The sequence below is a fragment of the Pseudomonas wadenswilerensis genome (assembly GCF_024749185.1).
Classification (GTDB): domain Bacteria; phylum Pseudomonadota; class Gammaproteobacteria; order Pseudomonadales; family Pseudomonadaceae; genus Aquipseudomonas; species Aquipseudomonas wadenswilerensis.
Window position 1 is genome coordinate 573,200 of the sequence record NZ_CP087191.1, and the last position, 15,612, is coordinate 588,811.

15 protein-coding genes are annotated in these 15,612 nt (G+C 61.6%); 9 read left to right on the forward strand and 6 right to left on the reverse strand.

Annotation, left to right across the window (positions count from 1 at the left end; genetic code table 11):
- Positions 1–40: 40 nt before the first annotated feature.
- On the reverse strand, positions 41–628 hold the full coding sequence (locus tag LOY45_RS02520) for an LOG family protein (RefSeq protein ID WP_115089071.1): 588 nt from the start codon (positions 626–628) through the stop codon (positions 41–43).
- A 354-nt stretch (positions 629–982) separates the two neighbouring features.
- On the opposite strand from LOY45_RS02520, the gene azu reads away from it, so the two are divergent.
- Positions 983–1,429: an azurin gene (gene azu / locus LOY45_RS02525; RefSeq protein ID WP_258578703.1), complete on the forward strand. Its 447-nt coding sequence runs from the start codon at positions 983–985 to the stop codon at positions 1,427–1,429.
- Positions 1,430–1,524: 95 nt separating this feature from the next.
- Here azu and nadE read toward each other — a convergent pair whose 3' ends face one another.
- Both nadE and pncB read right to left on the reverse strand, forming a co-directional pair.
- The gene (nadE, locus tag LOY45_RS02530) at positions 1,525–2,352 is read right to left on the reverse strand and encodes an ammonia-dependent NAD(+) synthetase (RefSeq protein ID WP_115089067.1); all 828 of its coding nucleotides are present in this window, start codon (positions 2,350–2,352) and stop codon (positions 1,525–1,527) included.
- A gap of 3 nt (positions 2,353–2,355) precedes the next feature.
- A complete protein-coding gene (gene pncB, locus LOY45_RS02535) occupies positions 2,356–3,558 on the reverse strand; it encodes a nicotinate phosphoribosyltransferase (protein WP_038997430.1) in 1,203 nt (400 codons plus the stop codon).
- A 470-nt stretch (positions 3,559–4,028) separates the two neighbouring features.
- Between pncB and LOY45_RS02540 the strand changes: the two genes are divergently transcribed.
- The 7 genes from LOY45_RS02540 to LOY45_RS02570 all read left to right on the forward strand — a co-directional run bounded on the left by LOY45_RS02540 (position 4,029) and on the right by LOY45_RS02570 (position 10,555).
- Positions 4,029–5,165 (forward strand): branched-chain amino acid ABC transporter substrate-binding protein, encoded by a 1,137-nt coding sequence (locus LOY45_RS02540; RefSeq protein WP_115089065.1) that lies wholly within the window; start codon positions 4,029–4,031, stop codon positions 5,163–5,165.
- Between the two features lie 160 nt (positions 5,166–5,325).
- Positions 5,326–6,240, forward strand: a complete 915-nt coding sequence (locus tag LOY45_RS02545) for an ABC transporter permease subunit (protein WP_010221625.1) — start codon at positions 5,326–5,328, stop codon at positions 6,238–6,240.
- Between the two features lie 2 nt (positions 6,241–6,242).
- A complete protein-coding gene (livM, locus tag LOY45_RS02550) occupies positions 6,243–7,526 on the forward strand; it encodes a high-affinity branched-chain amino acid ABC transporter permease LivM (RefSeq protein WP_115089064.1) in 1,284 nt (427 codons plus the stop codon).
- Complete coding sequence (locus tag LOY45_RS02555; RefSeq protein WP_038997426.1) at positions 7,523–8,398, forward strand: ABC transporter ATP-binding protein; 876 nt, start codon at positions 7,523–7,525, stop codon at positions 8,396–8,398. The genes livM and LOY45_RS02555 overlap by 4 nt, the downstream gene beginning before the upstream one ends.
- Positions 8,395–9,111, forward strand: a complete 717-nt coding sequence (locus tag LOY45_RS02560) for an ABC transporter ATP-binding protein (protein ID WP_115089062.1) — start codon at positions 8,395–8,397, stop codon at positions 9,109–9,111. Before LOY45_RS02555 ends, LOY45_RS02560 begins: the two co-directional genes overlap by 4 nt.
- 383 nt (positions 9,112–9,494) lie before the next feature.
- Positions 9,495–9,764, forward strand: a complete 270-nt coding sequence (locus LOY45_RS02565; protein ID WP_115089060.1) for a hypothetical protein — start codon at positions 9,495–9,497, stop codon at positions 9,762–9,764.
- Between the two features lie 23 nt (positions 9,765–9,787).
- Entirely contained in the window at positions 9,788–10,555 is a 768-nt protein-coding gene (locus LOY45_RS02570) for an SDR family oxidoreductase (RefSeq protein ID WP_134064501.1), read from the forward strand.
- An 83-nt stretch (positions 10,556–10,638) separates the two neighbouring features.
- Here the strand turns inward: LOY45_RS02570 and LOY45_RS02575 are convergent, their stop codons facing one another.
- From LOY45_RS02575 to LOY45_RS02585, 3 genes are all read right to left on the reverse strand, one after another.
- A complete protein-coding gene (locus LOY45_RS02575) occupies positions 10,639–11,748 on the reverse strand; it encodes an AGE family epimerase/isomerase (RefSeq protein WP_258578704.1) in 1,110 nt (369 codons plus the stop codon).
- Positions 11,749–11,925: 177 nt separating this feature from the next.
- Positions 11,926–12,555, reverse strand: a complete 630-nt coding sequence (locus tag LOY45_RS02580; RefSeq protein ID WP_258578705.1) for a TetR family transcriptional regulator — start codon at positions 12,553–12,555, stop codon at positions 11,926–11,928.
- Between the two features lie 134 nt (positions 12,556–12,689).
- On the reverse strand, positions 12,690–13,133 hold the full coding sequence (locus tag LOY45_RS02585) for a hypothetical protein (RefSeq protein ID WP_258578706.1): 444 nt from the start codon (positions 13,131–13,133) through the stop codon (positions 12,690–12,692).
- A 341-nt stretch (positions 13,134–13,474) separates the two neighbouring features.
- Here LOY45_RS02585 and LOY45_RS02590 point away from each other — a divergent pair, with 341 nt between their 5' ends.
- Entirely contained in the window at positions 13,475–15,535 is a 2,061-nt protein-coding gene (locus LOY45_RS02590; protein ID WP_115089051.1) for an AsmA family protein, read from the forward strand.
- Positions 15,536–15,612 lie beyond the last annotated feature (77 nt).

Consider the following 15,612-nt stretch of genomic DNA (forward strand, 5'->3'; position numbering starts at 1 on the left):
TGCGCGGTGTGGGAGCTGGCTTGCCAGCGATGAGGCCGGGTCAATCAGGCTTCTTGTCGACCCACTTGGGTAGCACGGGGGCTTCGAAGCTGTCCATGGCGTCGAGCAACTCGGCCGGTGAGTCGGCCAGTTGCAGCATGGCGCGGTGTTGCGGGCGCACGAAGCCTTCTTCCACCACATGGTCAAGGAAGCTGCCCAGCTTGCTGTAGAAGCCGTTGACGTCGAGCAGGCCCAGCGGCTTGGCGTGGTAGCCCAACTGGCCCCAGGTCCAGACTTCGAACAGTTCTTCCAGGGTGCCCAGGCCACCTGGCAAGGCGACGAAGGCGTCGCTCAGCTCGGCCATGCGCGCTTTGCGCGCGTGCATGCCGTCGACCACTTCCAGGCGGGTCAGGCCGGTGTGGCCAATCTCGGCGTTTTTCAGCGCCTCGGGAATGATGCCGATCACCTCGCCACCCGCAGCCATGGCCGCATCGGCAACGATACCCATCAGGCCCACGGCGCCACCGCCGTAGACCAGGGTCAGGCCGCGCGCGGCGATGGCCTGGCCGAGGGCGATGGCCGCCTCGCGGTAGGCTGGGTTGACGCCGGTGCTGGCGCCACAGAACACACAAACGGAACGTACGGGCATTGCTTCTCTCCGGTTACAAGCGCACACAGAGTAAGGCGCTGGCCGCTCGCTTCCAAGCCCGCAGCATTCATTCTGGCCGGGCAAACTCGCACGACGCGCCCGCAGCACCGCAGGCGTAGGCGGCCAGGAGGCCGTTGAGGAAAGTACCAAAGGACATGATCATTTACTCCTAAATGAGAGGTTGTCTCATCCTCCCTCAAAGGTGCATGATGGGCACTTAGATTTCCTGTATACAATCCATAGAACAAATTTACTGCCTGGCTCTTCGGCCAGCGCTTGACCCACATCATGGGCCGGCCTTGCGGTTTCAGGCAGTCTTCAAACTGATAAAAACCCCTGCCATGGAGATTCACGATGTTTGCCAAAGTTGTTGCAGTATCCTTGCTGACCCTCGCCAGCACTCAGGTATTTGCCGCTGAGTGCAAGGCGACGATCGACTCCACCGACCAGATGTCGTTCAACACCAAGGCTCTGGAAATCGACAAGAGCTGCAAGACCTTCACCGTCGAGCTGACCCACTCCGGTTCGTTGCCGAAGAACGTCATGGGCCACAACCTGGTCATCAGCAAAGAATCTGACATGCAGCCGATCGCCACCGAAGGCCTGGCTGCCGGCATCGACAAGAGCTACCTGAAAGAAGGCGACGCGCGCGTGATCGCCCACACCAAGATCATTGGCGCTGGCGAGAAGGATTCGCTGACCATCGACGTGTCCAAGCTCAAGGCGGACGAGAAGTACGGCTTCTTCTGCTCGTTCCCTGGCCACATCTCGATGATGAAAGGCACCATTACCCTGAAGTAATTGCCCTGGGGCTGCTTTGCAGCCCATCGCCGGCAACGCCGGCTCCCACACCGATTACCGTGGGAGCCGGCGTTGCCGGCGATTCAATCAGCGCCTCAAGGCGCGAATGGCATCTCGCGCTTGTGCTGGGTCTTGCGGTACGTGGCACTGATGATGTCGAAGGCTTCCTGGCTCACCGGCTCGCCATGCAAAAACGCATCGATCTGCGCATAGGTCACGCCGTGGGACGCTTCGTCCGGCTTGCCGGGCGCCAGGTCTTCCAGGTCTGCGGTCGGGACCTTCTCCACCAGTGATTCCGGCGTGCCAAAGCTGCGGGCGATGGCCCGTACCTGGTTCTTCACCAGGCCACTGAGCGGCGCCAGGTCGCAGGAACCATCACCAAATTTGGTAAAGAAACCCATCACCGCTTCGGCGGCATGGTCGGTGCCGATCACCAGGCCCTGACGGGCGCCGGCGATGGTGTACTGGGCAACCATGCGCATGCGCGCCTTGGTGTTGCCGACGACGAAGTCGACCATCGCCGGCGAGCCGTTCTCCAGGGCCTTGACCTCGGCTGCCAGGGCGCGCACGGCCGGGGCGATGTCGACGGTGTGCACCTCGTCGGCCTTGATCACCTCCAGGCAGGCCTGGGCGTCGTGTTCGTCGTGCTGCACCTGATAGGGCAGGCGCACGGCAATGAAGCGGTACTGCGCGTCACCGCTCTCGCTGCGCAATTCATTGATCGCCCGTTGCGCCATCAGCGCGGCGGTCAGCGAGTCGACGCCGCCACTGATGCCCAGCACCAGGGTCTTTAGCCGTGCGTTGTTCAGGCAGGTCTTGATGAAGGCCACGCGCCGGGTCACTTCGGCTTCGAGCGCGGCGCTGTCGGCGAACGGCGGCTGGACCTTGAGCGCTTGGGCAATCTCTCGCTGGACGGCTTGCATGAATTACTCCTTGGACACTTTGAAGACGTGGCGCAGGTAGGCGACGAAGTTTTCGTCGCGGCATTGGGTCTTGGCCGCCTCATCGGAAATCTTGGCGACGGGCTGGCCGTTACAGTCGGTCATTTTAAGCACGATGCTCATCGGCGCCACCCCGGGCAGGTCGCAGGTGAGGTTGGTGCCGATGCCGAAGCTGACGTTGATCCGCCCGCGCAGGGCACGGAAGATCTCCAGCGACTTGGTCAGGTTCAGGCCGTCGGAGAACACCAGGGTCTTGGTCATCGGGTCGATTCCCAGCTTGCGGTAGTGGGCGATGGCCTTTTCCGCCCATTGCACCGGGTCGCCCGAGTCATGGCGCAGGCCATCGAACAGCTTGGCGAAGTACAGGTCGAAATCGGTCAGGAAGGCATCCATGGTGATGCAATCGGTCAGGGCGATGCCAAGCAGCCCGCGGTATTCGCGCACCCAGCAGTCGAGCGCGGCGATCTGGCTGTCGATCAGCCGCGGCCCCAGTTGCTGGTGGGCCATGATCCATTCATGGGCCATGGTCCCCAGCGGCTTGATATCCAGTTTCCGTGCCAGGTGCACGTTGCTGGTGCCGACGAAGCGCGCCGGGAAATCATCCTTGAGTACCCGTACCACTTCTTCCTGAACCTTGTAGGAGAAGCGTCGGCGGGTGCCGAAGTCGGCCACCTGCAGCTCGGCCAGTTCCTCGCTGCTGGCATTGGCCTTGAGCCAGTCGAACTTGCGATACAACTGGTCGCGGGCATCGCTCAGTTTTGCCTGGGGATGACGATGGCGGTTGCGCACTTCGCTGATGATCGCCAGCAATGGCACTTCAAACAGGATCACGTGCAGCCAGGGCCCGCGCAGGCGCAGGTACAGCTGATCGTTCTCGACCCCCAGTTGCAGGTAGCGCAGGTTGAAGCGAAACAGCCCGAGAAAGCGCAGGAAGTCCGGCTTCATGAAGCTGATCTGTTCAAGGAAGCCCAGCTGGCCATTACCCAGGCTCAGTTCGCACAGCTGCTCGATCTGTTCGCGGATCTGCGCCAGATAAGGGCGCAGGTCTTCACCGTTGCGGCAGCGGAATTCCCACTCGACATCGACGTTGGGGTAGTTGTGCAGCACGGCCTGCATCATGGTCAGCTTGTAGAAATCGGTGTCGAGCAGGTTCTGCACGATGCGATCGGCAAATGCACTCTCGCTCATAGGGGGCTCCAAAGGGGGCGCACGCCATCACCGCCAGTGATGACGCACAGACTTGCGCATTGTGCCAGCCTTTGTCGCCATGAGGGCAGGCCGGGGCAGGGGTAATTCGGTAGCAGGCTACAGGTAGCGGCGCTTTTAGCGGTCAGCGACTAGCCTGTAATGGTGCCCGCTGTAGCAGTCGCGCACCAAGGATGTGCAGTTCGGTTACGCATCCTGTTACAGGCTGGTTGCACGTAACCAAAACCCAGGGTTGCAATGATGGCACTTCGCGGTTGCTCTTTTTTGTCGGGGCGGGTGGCGCTTTCCGTAAGGCAGACGGTTGCACGACCAGTAAAAAAAGGCCGCGAATCCTTGCTGCGCAACTTGTTCACGAGTTTTTCCAGAATAAAAAACCAATGGCACGGCCCTTGCTCAGAGCAATTGCTGAAAGTTGTAGTGCCAACCAAAAAAAACTCCAGGAGCACCACCTCATGTCGCAGACGTTTTACAAGAAAGGCTTTCTGGCCCTCGCCGTGGCTACGGCGCTGGGCATTTCTTCGTATGTTCAGGCCGACATCAAGATCGGCGTAGCAGGCCCGATGACCGGTGCCAACGCAGCGTTTGGCGAGCAGTACATGAAAGGTGCACAGGCGGCAGCCGACAAGGTCAATGCCGCGGGCGGGGTCAACGGCGAGAAGATCGTGCTGGTCAAGGGTGACGACGCCTGCGAGCCGAAACAGGCCGTGGCCGTGGCCAACCGCCTGGTTGACCAGGACAAGGTCATCGGTGTGGTCGGGCACTTCTGCTCGTCCAACACCATTCCGGCCTCTGAGGTGTATGACGAGGCCGGTGTCATCGCAATCACCCCGGGTTCGACCAACCCGGCAGTTACCGAACGCGGCCTGACCGGCATGTTCCGCATGTGCGGGCGTGACGATCAGCAGGGTATCGTCGCCGGCGACTACATCGTCGACGTGCTCAAAGGCAAGAAGGTCGTGGTCCTGCATGACAAGGACACTTACGGCCAGGGCCTGGCGGATGCCACCAAGGCCCAGCTTGAGAAGCGTGGCGTGAAACCCGTTCTTTACGAAGGCCTGACCCGGGGCGAGAAAGACTTCAGTGCCGTGGTCACCAAGATTCGCGGCGCTGGTGCCGATGTCGTCTACTTCGGTGGCCTGCATCCGGAAGCGGGTCCTCTGGTGCGGCAACTACGTGAGGCGGGTCTGAAAGACGTCAAGTTCATGTCCGATGACGGCATCGTAACCGACGAACTGGTCTCCACCGCTGGTGGCCCACAGTACGTCGATGGCGTGTACATGACCTTCGGCGCCGACCCGCGCCTGCTGCCAGACAGCAAGGCCGTGGTCGAGGAGTTCCGCAAAGGCGGTACCGAGCCAGAAGGCTACACCCTGTACGCCTACGCCTCGGTCCAGGCCCTGGCTGCAGCGTTCAACGGCGCCAAGTCGAACAAGGGCGAAGACGCTGCCAAGTGGCTCAAGGCCAATCCGGTGCAAACCGTGATGGGCGAGAAGAAGTGGGACACCAAGGGCGACCTGACGGTCTCCGACTACGTGGTCTACCAGTGGGACAAGGACGGCAAGTATCACCAACTGGAAAAACAAAAATAACAACGGTAGGCGACCCGGGCTTGTGCCCGGGTCGCTACCCGGTTTTGCGCCGTACCTGTCTTTTCTCGTAGATCTGCACAACCCTGCGCTGCGAGGGCCGCTTCATCCGGGGCTCACCGTAGTCGGCGCTTGTGCAATCTCAAATACGTGAGATTGCGTTATGGATGGTATTTTCCTGCAGCAACTGGTCAACGGGCTGACCCTCGGGTCTGTCTATGGCCTGATCGCCATCGGCTACACAATGGTCTATGGCATTATCGGCATGATCAACTTCGCGCACGGCGAGGTGTATATGATTTCCGCGTACCTGGCGGCAATCAGCCTGGCATTGCTGGCGTATTTCGGTATCGAATCCTTCCCCTTGCTGATGCTCGGGACGCTGATCTTCACGGTGGTGGTCACCGGAGTCTACGGCTGGACCATCGAACGCATCGCCTACAAACCCCTGCGCAACTCCACCCGCCTGGCGCCGCTGATCAGTGCCATCGGCATCTCGCTGATCCTGCAGAACTACGCGCAGATCAGCCAGGGCGCACGCCAGCAAGGCGTACCGACCCTGCTTGAAGGCGCCTGGCGCGTCGAAGTGGGCACCGGTTTCGTGCAACTGACCTACACCAAGATCTTCATCCTGGTGGCGGCCTTCGTCGGCATGGCGGCGCTTACCTACATCATCAAGTTCACCAAGCTCGGGCGCATGTGCCGGGCCACCCAGCAGGATCGCAAGATGGCCTCGATCCTCGGTATCAACACTGACCGGGTGATCTCCTATGTGTTTGTCATCGGTGCAGTCATGGCGGCCCTGGCCGGCGTGCTGATCACCATGAACTATGGCACCTTCGACTTCTATGCCGGCTTCATCATCGGCATCAAGGCCTTCACCGCTGCGGTCCTCGGTGGCATCGGCTCATTACCGGGCGCCATGCTCGGCGGGATCATCCTCGGGATTTCCGAGTCGTTGTTCTCCGGGCTGATCAACTCCGACTACAAGGACGTGTTCAGCTTCTCGCTGCTGGTGCTGATTCTGATCTTCCGTCCCCAAGGCCTGCTGGGTCGCCCACTCGTGGCGAAGGTGTAAGTATGTCTGCTGCCAATACAACTACATTCGATATCAAGCGCAGCCTGATCGATGCGATTCTCGCCGGGCTGATTTCCCTGATCGTGTTCGGGCCCATCGTCGGCGTGGTGCTCGACGGCTACAGCTTCAACCTTGAACCCACCCGTGTTGCCTGGCTGGTGGCCGGGGTCATGGCCGGGCGTTTCTTGCTCAGCTTGTTCCTGCAGACACCCAAGGGCCAGTCGATCCTCCAGGGCTTCGAGGGCAGCGGCTCCGGGGTGCACGTGCTGGCGCCAGACTACAAATCGCGGCTGCGCTGGATCATCCCGGCACTGATCGTGATTGCCATCGTCTTCCCGTTCTTCGCCAACAAGTACCTGCTGACCGTGGTCATCCTCGGCCTGATCTACGTGCTGCTGGGCCTGGGCCTGAACATCGTGGTGGGCCTTGCCGGCCTGCTCGACCTGGGCTACGTGGCCTTCTACGCCATCGGCGCCTATGGCCTGGCCCTGGGTTACCAGTACCTGGGCCTGGGCTTCTGGACTGTGTTGCCACTGGCGGCGATCGCGGCGGCGCTGGCCGGGTGCATATTGGGCTTCCCGGTGCTGAGGATGCATGGCGACTACCTGGCCATCGTCACCCTGGGCTTTGGCGAAATCATCCGGCTGATACTGAACAACTGGTTGTCGTTTACCGGTGGCCCCAATGGCATGCCGGTGCCGTCGCCAACGTTCATGGGCCTGGAGTTTGGCCGCCGGGCCAAGGACGGCGGGGTGCCTTTCCATGAGTTTTTCGGCATCGCCTACAACCCCAATGTGAAATTCCTGTTCATCTACATCGTGCTGTTCCTGGTGGTGCTGGCGGTGCTGTACATCAAGCACCGGCTGACCCGCATGCCGGTCGGCCGCGCCTGGGAAGCGTTGCGCGAAGATGAGATCGCCTGCCGCTCCATGGGCTTGAATCATGTGTTGGTGAAACTCTCGGCCTTCACCCTCGGCGCCTCCACCGCCGGCCTTGCCGGGGTGTTCTTTGCCAGTTACCAGGGTTTCGTCAACCCGTCGTCGTTCACCTTTTTCGAGTCGGCGCTGATCCTCGCCATTGTCGTGCTCGGCGGCATGGGCTCGACCGTCGGCGTGGTGATCGCCGCGTTCGTGCTGACGGTGGCGCCGGAACTGCTGCGCAGCTTCTCCGAATACCGGGTGCTGTTGTTCGGCGTGCTGATGGTGTTGATGATGATCTGGAGACCGCGCGGCCTGATTCGCATCAGCCGTACCGGTGTAGTTCCGCGTAAAGGAGTGGCGCCATGAGCGATGACGTGATTCTCTCGGTTGAAAACCTGATGATGCAGTTCGGCGGCATCAAGGCGCTCAGCGATGTCAGCCTCAAGGTCAGACGCAACCAGATCTTCGCCCTGATCGGCCCCAACGGTGCGGGCAAGACCACGGTGTTCAACTGCCTGACCGGCTTCTACAAGGCCAGTGGCGGCAAGATCGAACTGAACCTGCGCGGCACCCGCACCAACGTCATCCAGCTGTTGGGCGAACGCTTCCAGCTGGGCGATTTCGTCTCGCCCAAGCGCTTCATCAACCGCCTGCACTACAAGATGTTCGGCGGTACCCACCTGGTCAACCGCGCCGGGCTGGCGCGGACCTTCCAGAACATCCGCCTGTTCCGGGAAATGTCGGTGGTCGAGAACCTGCTGGTGGCCCAGCACATGTGGGTCAACCGCAACCTGCTGGCCGGCGTGCTCAACACCAAGGGCTACCGCAAGGCCGAAAGCGATGCCCTGGACCATGCCTTCTACTGGCTGGAAGTGGTCGACCTGGTCGACTGTGCCAACCGCCTGGCCGGTGAGCTGTCGTACGGGCAGCAACGTCGCCTGGAAATTGCCCGGGCCATGTGCACGCGCCCGCAGATCATCTGCCTGGACGAACCGGCCGCCGGCCTCAACCCGCAGGAAACCGAAGCGCTGAGCAAGATGATCCGTGTGCTGCGCGACGAGCATGACCTGACCGTGGTGCTGATCGAGCACGACATGGGCATGGTCATGAGCATTTCCGACCATATCGTGGTGCTTGACCACGGCAACGTGATCGCTGAGGGCGCGCCACAGGACATCCGTCACAACCCGACGGTGATTGCCGCCTACCTGGGCGCCGATGAAGAGGAACTGGTATGAGTACACCGATCCTCGAACTGAAAGAGATCGACGTGTTCTACGGGCCGATCCAGGCCCTGAAGAAAGTCTCGCTGCATATCGATGAAGGTGAAACGGTGAGCCTGATCGGCTCCAACGGCGCCGGCAAGTCGACCCTGCTGATGTCGATCTTCGGCCAGCCGCGGGCAGCGGCCGGGCAGATCATCTACCGTGGCACCGACATTACCCACAAGTCATCGCACTACATCGCTTCCAACGGTATTGCCCAGTCGCCGGAAGGCCGCCGGGTGTTCCCCGATATGTCGGTGGAAGAGAACCTGATGATGGGCACCATCCCCATTGGCGACAAGTTCGCCAGCGAGGACATGCAGCGTATGTTCGAGCTGTTCCCGCGGCTCAAGGAGCGGCGCAACCAGCGCGCCATGACCATGTCCGGCGGCGAGCAGCAAATGCTCGCTATCGCCCGGGCGCTGATGAGCCGGCCCAAGTTGCTGCTGCTCGATGAGCCGTCGCTGGGCCTGGCACCGATTGTGGTCAAGCAGATCTTTTCCACCTTGCGTGAGCTGGCGCAGACCGGCATGACCATCTTCCTGGTGGAGCAGAACGCCAACCATGCGCTGAAACTCTCGGACCGCGCCTACGTGATGGTCAACGGCCATATCCGTATGACCGGCACGGGCAAGGAGCTGTTGGTCAACGAGGAGGTGCGTAACGCCTATCTGGGCGGGCACTGATCGGTAGCTGAAAAAACGCCCCGCTTGACGGGGCGTTTTTTTTGTCCACAGTTTTGTGGAAAACCTTGCGGCGACTTTCTTTTGGGCGCGACAGAAAGTCGCTTTAACTGGCTGTTTTATCAGCTTTTGAGTTGTCCACTATTGGTGTGGAAGCGACTGTGGGTAACTTGGGTGCAGCTTGCTGGAAGCCTTTATCTACAAGGCTTTCAGGCTTGTGATTGTTTTTTGATCAGGTTTTTTTCCGGCGTTCGCATCGGGGTTTGTCAAGTGTTTTGTCCTTAGCGCAAATGGCGATTAAACGGCTCCAACAGCCTGTGGATAACTCTGTGGGCAAGCCTTGGAAAGATCGACGTAGACAGCGTCGTTACAGGCCTGGAGCCATCATGGAAATCCGCGCCTTGGGCGACTGCTACCACCCTGAGGTCAAGGCCAGCGCCCAAGGTCAAGGAAAATACTTGCTCAAGGCCCGGATTACGCGGCTTGCAGGGTTTTCAAGTTGCCCCCGGATTTTGTGGAAGGGCTTGTGGATAAGATGCGCAAAGCTTGCTACAGGCCGTCTATACCGGGGCTTACACAGGTTTGATCGTTTTTTGTACAGTGTCCTGAATGGCTTGCTGCCGAACGCGGCGGCGGGCATGCTGCAAACCCTGTGATCAGCCTCATCAAGGAGACCCGCATGACCTCTACCGTATTCATCACTGGCGCAACCTCCGGCTTCGGCGAAGCCTGCGCCCGTCGTTTTGCTGAAGCCGGCTGGTCGCTGGTGCTGACCGGTCGCCGTCAGGAGCGCCTGGAAGCGCTGTGTGCCGAGCTGTCGCAACAAACCGAAGTGCACGGCCTGGTGCTTGATGTGCGTGACCGCAAGGCCATGGAAGCGGCCATCGCCAACCTGCCACCGGCGTTCGCCAAGCTGCGCGGGCTGATCAACAACGCAGGCCTGGCCCTGGGCGCTGACCCGGCGCCCAAGTGCGACCTCGATGACTGGGAAACCATGGTCGACACCAACATCAAGGGCCTGATGTACAGCACCCGCCTGCTGCTGCCACGTCTGATCGCCCATGGCCGTGGCGCGACCATCCTCAACGTCGGCTCGGTGGCGGGTAACTATCCGTATCCGGGCAGTCATGTGTATGGCGGCACCAAGGCGTTTGTCGGGCAGTTCTCGCTGAGCCTGCGCTGCGACCTGCAGGGGACTGGCGTGCGGGTGAGCAATATCGAGCCGGGCCTGTGCGAGAGCGAGTTCTCGCTGGTGCGTTTCGGTGGTGACCAGGCGCGTTACGACGCCACCTATGCCGGGGCCGAGCCGATTCAGCCGCAGGATATCGCCGAGACCATCTTCTGGATCATGAACCAGCCGGCGCACATCAACATCAACAGCCTCGAGCTGATGCCGGTGAGTCAGGCGTGGGCGGGTTTTTCGATCGATCGTTCAGGCAAGGCTTGAGGGCCTCTCGCTGGCAAGCCAGCTCCCACACGGATTTCAGGCCACCAGGGCCATTGTGGGAGCCGGCCTTGCCGGCGATAGCGTCAAAGCTGACGCTGCAGCCCTTCCAGGCAAGTCGCCAGATGGTAAGGCGTAGTCGACGGCATATCGAAGCGGCTGACCTTGCCATTGGCATCCCGGCACTCATACCAGCCTCCGGCATGCAGGAAATTCTGCTGCAGCGCCTTGAACTGGGCCAGCACCGTGGCGGCGCTCGCCGGGCGCAAGGTCAGGGCGCGCAGGTATTCGGCCTGGGCCCAGATGCGCTGGGTTGCGTCGCGCACCTGGCCATCGGCGCTGAGCATTGCCAGCACCGCCGTGTCTTTCACGCCGCAGTGTTCGGCATAGGCGAATGCCCGGCTGAGCGACCCATGCAACTCGCCACCGCGTAACAGCGGCGAAGACTCCAGCAAGTAGAACCATTCGAACTGGTGACCCGGTTCGAACCAGTTATCCACAGCCCCGCGCGGTTTTTCCAGCATCACCTCGTGTTCAGGGTCGATGAAGTGCGTCTGCATGGCCGCTGCCAGGGTTTCCAGCGCTTGCTGAACAGTTTCATCGTCACGCACCGACAGGGTGGCGAGGAAGGCTTCGGCCAGGTGCATCAGCGGGTTCTGCAGCGGGCCGCTGGCCAGGTCCGACCAGTCTTCGCCAAGGCTCGCCTCGTACAGGCCGTCATCACGGGCGAACTGCACGGCCACCACTTCCAGCGCAGCGTTGAGGGTCGACTCGACCAGCGGCTCGCGGACCTTGCCCCAGTAATGCGCGCAGGCGAAGACGATAAAGGCGTGGGTGTAGAGGTCCTTGCGTCGGTCCAGCGGCTTGCCCTGGGCATCGATGCTGTAGAACCAGCCGCCGTGCTCGGCATCATGGAAGTGCCGCTGCAAGGAGCGAAACAGAGCCGCGGCGCGCTCGCTGGCGCCGGGCTGCTCGATACGGCTGCTGAACAGGTACAGCTGGCGTGCGCAGGCCATGGCCCGGTAGCGCTGCACCGGCATGGGTTGCTGCTGTGGGTCGAGGGCTTCGAAGGGCAGGGCCATGTCTGCATTCCAGCCCGGGCCTTGCCACAGCGGCACGATGCGCTGGTCAAAGTGCGTCTGGACCTCGGCGAGCAGGGCGGGCAGTTCAGGCTGGGCAGTACGAAGGTCGGGCATGGAAAAAGTTCGTCGCGGTCGGTGCGTTTGCGCGCAATGGTAGCAGGAAACGGCGGCGACTTTGCCGGCCTCATCGCTGGCAAGGCCAGCTCCCACAGGACTTCGGTGGGGTCAGTGATCTCTGTGGGAGCCGGCCTTGCCGGCGATGGGCTGCGAAGCAGCCCCGGAACAGACTGCCTACAGGGTGCTGAGCCCCTGCCAGTGCTTGGCGCCGACAAAGATGAAGCGCAGCTGCTGGGTGATTTTTTCCTGGGCGCTGATCGGTTCGACGGCGCTGGCGCTTGGTTCGTCGATCAGTTCCGGCAGGGTGGCGAACACGGTTTTCACCACCAGGTCGGCCATCACCGCCAGGGCTGCGGCGTCCAGGTGCTGCCAGCGCGGCATGCGCGCAAGGTCGGTGGCCAGGTCCGAGCTGATGCCCTGGCGCAGGGTACCGATAGCCTGGCGTACCGGCTGCGAACCACCATATTGCTCGCGGGCCAGGAACAGGAACTGGGCGCGGTTGGCCGCCACCACGTCGAGAAAGATCCGCACCGAGGCATCGGTGATGCCGCCGAGCTCGAATTCGTTCTGGCGCACCAGGCGGATGGTCTGGCGAAAGGTTTCGCCGACTTCATTGACCAGGGCCAGGCCCAGTTGGTCCATGTCGGAGAAATGCCGGTAAAAGCCGGTAGGGACGATGCCTGCGGTTTTCGCCACTTCGCGCAGGCTGATGCTGCCGAAGCCTCGACCGCTTTCCATCAGGTGGCGGGCGGCATCCAGCAGGGCGTAGCGGGTCTGTTGCTTTTGTTCGGCGCGCGGCAGCATGGCAAGTATCGGCAGGCAGTGAAACAGCCCTGCACTCTAATAGCCTGGCGCCAGAAAAACAAAGCCCGGTCAATGGACCGGGCTGGGAGGGGAGCTACTACAGCACTGGTGTCTCTTGTTGTCTGGCATAGGCTTCAGCTCGCGCGTTGGATTTCGATCAGACGATCAGAACCACCTTCTGCGACCTCGAAGCGTGCTTTCAGACGGTCAGAACCACCTTCTGCGACCTCGAAGCGTGCTTTCAGACGGTCAGAACCACCTTCGGCTACCTTGTAGTACTGTTTCAGGCGATCAGCACCACCCTCGGCAACCTTGACCCGGTCATTCAGGCGATCAGCACCACCTTCGGCAACGCGGTTGTTGCGGTCAAGTACGCGATCCGAGCCACCTTCGGCAACACGGTTGTTGCGCTCCAGCAGCCGATCCGAACCGCCTTCGGCCAGCGGGTTCAGCGGTTGCGAAATCACCGTCGAGCTGGAACGCGATTCGGCGGTCAGGGCTTGTTCGGCGGCGGGAACGGCAAAGGCGTTGGCGGCCAGGATGGACAGGGACAGGCTCAGCAGTAATTGGCGTTTCATGATTCGGTGCTCCTCGGCGGGGCTGGAAAGTGGGTACGGAGCCAATGCTACGCCGGGAAACGCCAGATAAAAGTTCATAAAGATAATGGTAACAATCAACGGAATTGATGCTTTGCAGCGGCCGCTCTAAACCGCAGTTTACGGCGCGATGAGCGACGGCGCCGAGGTCGTTACCGGGGCAGCCGGATGAGGTAACGATCGACAAAAGTTGAGAAAAAGGTCAGAAAAAACCTCGTTATCATGGCTGATCAATTAAACCCCTCGGGTTTTCATCAGTCCGAAGAGATAAGTGCCATCAACGCGCCCGCTTTTTGCCATGCAGTCATCAGGAGAATCGTGCAATGACGCGCCCCGCCAAAATCATCACCTGGACCCTCGCCAGCCTGCTGCTGGTCCTGGCCGTAGTGGTGATCGTCATCGCCACCTTCGACTGGAACCGGGTCAAGCCCACCCTCAATGCCAAGGTCTCCGAAGCACTGCACCGGCCCTTCGCCATCAACGGCAACCTGGCGGTGCGTTGGCAGCGTGAGCCGGAGCAAGGCGGTTGGCGCGCCTGGCTGCCATGGCCGCACTTCATCGCCGAAGACCTGACCCTGGGCAACCCAGATTGGCTCAAGGAGCCGCAGATGGTCGGCCTCAAGCGCGTCGAGTTCCGCCTGGCGCCGCTGCCGCTGCTGGTGCAGCAGATCGTCATTCCACGCATCGATCTCAACCAGCCGACCGCCAGCCTCAAGCGCCTGGCCGATGGCCGTGCCAACTGGACCTTCGACTTCGGCCCCAAGGACGAGCAGGCCGAACCGTCGAAATGGGTGCTCGACATCGGCGCCATCGGCTTTGACAAGGGCCAGGTAAGTCTCGATGACCAGACCCTGAAAACCCGCCTGGAGGTGTTGATCGACCCGTTGGGCAAGCCGATCCCGTTCAGCGACATCGTCGGCAAGGCCTCGGCGCAGAAGGCCGGTGCTGCCCAGGACTACGCCTTCGGCCTCAAGGTCAAGGGCCGCTACAAAGGCCAGGCGCTGGCCGGCACCGGCAAGATCGGCGGCCTGCTGGCCCTGCAGGACGCTTCGCAGCCGTTCCCGCTGCAGGCCGACATGGCCATTGGCGAAACCCGCATCGCCGTCGCCGGCACCCTGACCGACCCGCGCAATCTCGGCGCCCTCGACCTGCGCCTGCGTCTGTCAGGAGCGAGCCTGGGCAACCTGTATCCGCTCACCGGCGTGACCCTGCCCGATTCACCGCCCTATGCCACCGATGGTCATCTCACGGCCAAACTGCATGAACCTGGCGGCGCGGCGTTTCGCTATGAAGGCTTCAACGGCAAGATCGGCGACAGCGATATCCATGGTGACCTGGCGTTCGTCGCCAGCCAGCCGCGGCCAAAGCTGAGCGGCAAGCTGGTTTCCAACCAACTGTTGTTCAAGGACCTGGCGCCGCTGATCGGGGCCGACTCCAATGCCCAACAGAAAGCCCGAGGCGGTGCCAGCAAGCAACCCGCAGGCAAGGTGTTGCCGGTCGAGGAATTTCGCACCGAACGCTGGCGGACCATGGACGCGGACGTGACCTTCAGCGGCAAGCGCATCGTGCACAGTGCCGAGCTGCCGTTCACCGATCTTTCCAGCCACTTCGTCCTCGAGGATGGCGTGCTGCGCCTGGCACCACTGCGCTTTGGCATCGCCGGCGGCAAGCTCGACGCCCAGGTGCGCCTCGATGGCCGTAGCGTGCCGTTGCAGGGACGGGCGCAACTGAGTGCGCGTAACTTCAAGCTCAAGCAGCTGTTCCCGACCTTCGAGCCGATGAAGACCAGCTTCGGCGAACTCAATGGCGACGCCGACCTGAGTGGTCGTGGCAACTCGGTGGCAGCGCTGCTGGCGACCGCCAATGGCGACTTGAAAATGCTGATCAACGATGGCGCCATCAGCCGTGGATTGATGGAGATCGCCGGGCTCAACGTTGGCAACTATGTGGTCGGCAAGCTGTTTGGTGACAAGGAAGTGAAGATCAATTGCGCGGCAGCCGACTTCGGTATCAAGGATGGCCTGGCGACCACGCGGGTGTTCGTCTTCGATACCGAGAACGCGATCATCTACATCAACGGTACCGCCAACTTCGCCAGCGAGCAGCTGGATTTGAAGATCAACCCCGAGTCCAAGGGCGTGCGCCTTATTTCGCTGCGCTCGCCGCTGTATGTGCGCGGGCCGTTCGCCAAGCCAAGCGCTGGCGTACAGGCCTTGCCGCTGGCCTTGCGTGGGGTGGGGATGGTGGCTTTGGGGGTGACGGTGGGGCCGGCGGCGGGGTTGCTGGCACTGATAGCGCCAAGTGGGGATGTGCCGAACCAGTGCACGCCGTTGCTGGAGCAAATGAAGGCTGGCAAGGCGCCGCGGGCAGTGAAGGCGGGTTGAGAGGAAGCAATCGCGGGTCAAGTCGAGCCGTCGCACCGCCGCTCCCACAATGGAACTGTGTGCACCAGACCTGTGGG

Excerpts from the sequence above, each read along its gene's own strand:
- LOY45_RS02520 (WP_115089071.1), bottom strand. The coding sequence starts at position 628 with ATGCCCGTACGTTCCGTTTGTGTGTTCTGTGGCGCCAGCACCGGCGTC.
- azu (WP_258578703.1), top strand. The coding sequence starts at position 983 with ATGTTTGCCAAAGTTGTTGCAGTATCCTTGCTGACCCTCGCCAGCACT.
- nadE (WP_115089067.1), bottom strand. The coding sequence starts at position 2,352 with ATGCAAGCCGTCCAGCGAGAGATTGCCCAAGCGCTCAAGGTCCAGCCG.
- pncB (WP_038997430.1), bottom strand. The coding sequence starts at position 3,558 with ATGAGCGAGAGTGCATTTGCCGATCGCATCGTGCAGAACCTGCTCGAC.
- LOY45_RS02540 (WP_115089065.1), top strand. The coding sequence starts at position 4,029 with ATGTCGCAGACGTTTTACAAGAAAGGCTTTCTGGCCCTCGCCGTGGCT.
- LOY45_RS02545 (WP_010221625.1), top strand. The coding sequence starts at position 5,326 with ATGGATGGTATTTTCCTGCAGCAACTGGTCAACGGGCTGACCCTCGGG.
- livM (WP_115089064.1), top strand. The coding sequence starts at position 6,243 with ATGTCTGCTGCCAATACAACTACATTCGATATCAAGCGCAGCCTGATC.
- LOY45_RS02555 (WP_038997426.1), top strand. The coding sequence starts at position 7,523 with ATGAGCGATGACGTGATTCTCTCGGTTGAAAACCTGATGATGCAGTTC.
- LOY45_RS02560 (WP_115089062.1), top strand. The coding sequence starts at position 8,395 with ATGAGTACACCGATCCTCGAACTGAAAGAGATCGACGTGTTCTACGGG.
- LOY45_RS02565 (WP_115089060.1), top strand. The coding sequence starts at position 9,495 with ATGGAAATCCGCGCCTTGGGCGACTGCTACCACCCTGAGGTCAAGGCC.
- LOY45_RS02570 (WP_134064501.1), top strand. The coding sequence starts at position 9,788 with ATGACCTCTACCGTATTCATCACTGGCGCAACCTCCGGCTTCGGCGAA.
- LOY45_RS02575 (WP_258578704.1), bottom strand. The coding sequence starts at position 11,748 with ATGCCCGACCTTCGTACTGCCCAGCCTGAACTGCCCGCCCTGCTCGCC.
- LOY45_RS02580 (WP_258578705.1), bottom strand. The coding sequence starts at position 12,555 with ATGCTGCCGCGCGCCGAACAAAAGCAACAGACCCGCTACGCCCTGCTG.
- LOY45_RS02585 (WP_258578706.1), bottom strand. The coding sequence starts at position 13,133 with ATGAAACGCCAATTACTGCTGAGCCTGTCCCTGTCCATCCTGGCCGCC.
- LOY45_RS02590 (WP_115089051.1), top strand. The coding sequence starts at position 13,475 with ATGACGCGCCCCGCCAAAATCATCACCTGGACCCTCGCCAGCCTGCTG.